Consider the following 1,754-nt stretch of genomic DNA (forward strand, 5'->3'; position numbering starts at 1 on the left):
TCCATAGACAGGCAACTGTATACAGAAAAAAAATAAAACAATGATGTTGCTTACCCAACGGTAATACTGGCTGATACTGCTCTTATTTTCTGTCACTGTTAGGTCAAAAATATCTCTAAGTATTACTACTATGGAACCATAAGTACTTACGAACTTAACTAACAACCTGCACTACAAATAGAGTCTGATTTCAATTTACTTTTTAACGCAAAAAGTATCTAATTTTAAGGCTTATTCTTTAAGTACTACTATCAGCTTTCCTCTTAAACCTAGTCGTCTTATTTTCAACCTTACCTTCAGCTTTTAACTCCTCATAAGTCTTAGCACCTGCATCTCTTAGCATGCAATATATTTCTTTAAATTCTTCTTCATCTGCATATTCACTATTTATAACACAATCCAAAGCCGTAAATTTATATTTATTATTCGCAACATTAATATTAACGTCTTCTCTCAATAACATTCTTACTATAGAAACATCGCCCTGACTTGCCGCCATGATTAAATAAGTTGAAACATTACTACTATCTTCACCTATTAACACATTACAGTCCAAACCTTTTTTTATCATTAAGCTAAATGTATTATTTCTATTTTTTATATTCCTTGGATAATCTCTTAAAATGTCAAATGATATAATAGCATCACTAGCAACAGATGATCTACAATTTAAATACGCCCCTTTTTCTATTAAAATATTCGCAATTTCAAACTCACGACTGATTAAAGCATTGCCAAGCACTGACTGTCCAAAATTATCAATGTAATTGACGTTAATTTTATTGTCACATAAAATTTTTGCCACTTTTATTTGACTATTTTTTATTGCTACCTCTAAACCATTTACTTTCACGCCAGATATATCGATTTGCTCCGCATTCACGTCCACACCATGCTTAATAAAAAATTCAACAATATCAGTGTATCCATTTTTTATCGCATGAAAGTATGCTGTATAACCACAAACGACTACATAAGGGCTTACACCTTTCTCTATAAGTTTTTTTACAACAGCAAAATTTCCTTCTTGTGCAGCTTTCGCTAAATCAAACTCATCAGAAGAGTATACTTCCCCCTCTAATTGTGGATAAAATTCTTCATGCCTCACATGTCCATTTTCACATATGTAGCGATCACGCACATCAAACCCAGTATCTTCATCACACGCATCTGGATGATAGGCAACTATACAAAAATTTTTTATTATAGTTTTTTTAAAGTAATCAATTAATAAATATACACTATCATAGTCATAACAACTTATCTCAATATTAAATTTTTTCTGATAAACATAAGCGCTTAAAAATGTCATCTCATCATTACGTAAAAAAGAGTTAACCATTTCTTTTAATGGTTCTTCAACACTCAAAGTTTCTGTAAATTCATCTAGCTCGTTTTTCTCAAATTCTTCACTAAGCTTTTCCCATGCAGATTTTATACTTTTAAAAGCCTTTGTTCTTCTTGCTTCACACTCAAATTCAATAATAAACATATTTATTCTTCATTCTGGAACAGGAATAAACTTAATAAGTTCATTTGCAATATTGCTCTTTGCTTCTCTGGGTAAATGAGTAGCTTTCAGTGACTCAAATATTTCCACCCAAGCCTTTTTATTTTTCAATTTCGGATTTATATCTTCTGCAGACACTTCTAAATACTTATCCCATGCTTGTGGCGAGTACTCGTTTTTAAACTTAATTCCAAACTGATCAACAATATTAATTTTTTTCGGCTGAGCCACTATAAATTTACCG

Annotated in this window: 2 protein-coding genes; both read right to left on the reverse strand. The window is 31.2% G+C overall.

What is annotated here, in order from left to right:
- Positions 1 to 238: 238 nt before the first annotated feature.
- The gene (locus tag KCG35_RS25100; RefSeq protein WP_215822587.1) at positions 239 to 1,492 is read right to left on the reverse strand and encodes an ankyrin repeat domain-containing protein; all 1,254 of its coding nucleotides are present in this window, start codon (positions 1,490 to 1,492) and stop codon (positions 239 to 241) included.
- Between the two features lie 9 nt (positions 1,493 to 1,501).
- Positions 1,502 to 1,754: hypothetical protein (locus KCG35_RS25105; RefSeq protein WP_215822588.1), on the reverse strand; the 253-nt coding region annotated here is incomplete at its 5' end.

It is taken from the genome of Zooshikella harenae (assembly GCF_018837975.1).
GTDB classification, from domain to species: Bacteria; Pseudomonadota; Gammaproteobacteria; order Pseudomonadales; family Zooshikellaceae; genus Zooshikella; species Zooshikella harenae.

Coding starts and splice junctions, on each gene's coding strand:
- KCG35_RS25100 (WP_215822587.1), bottom strand. CDS start 1,492: ATGTTTATTATTGAATTTGAGTGTGAAGCAAGAAGAACAAAGGCTTTT.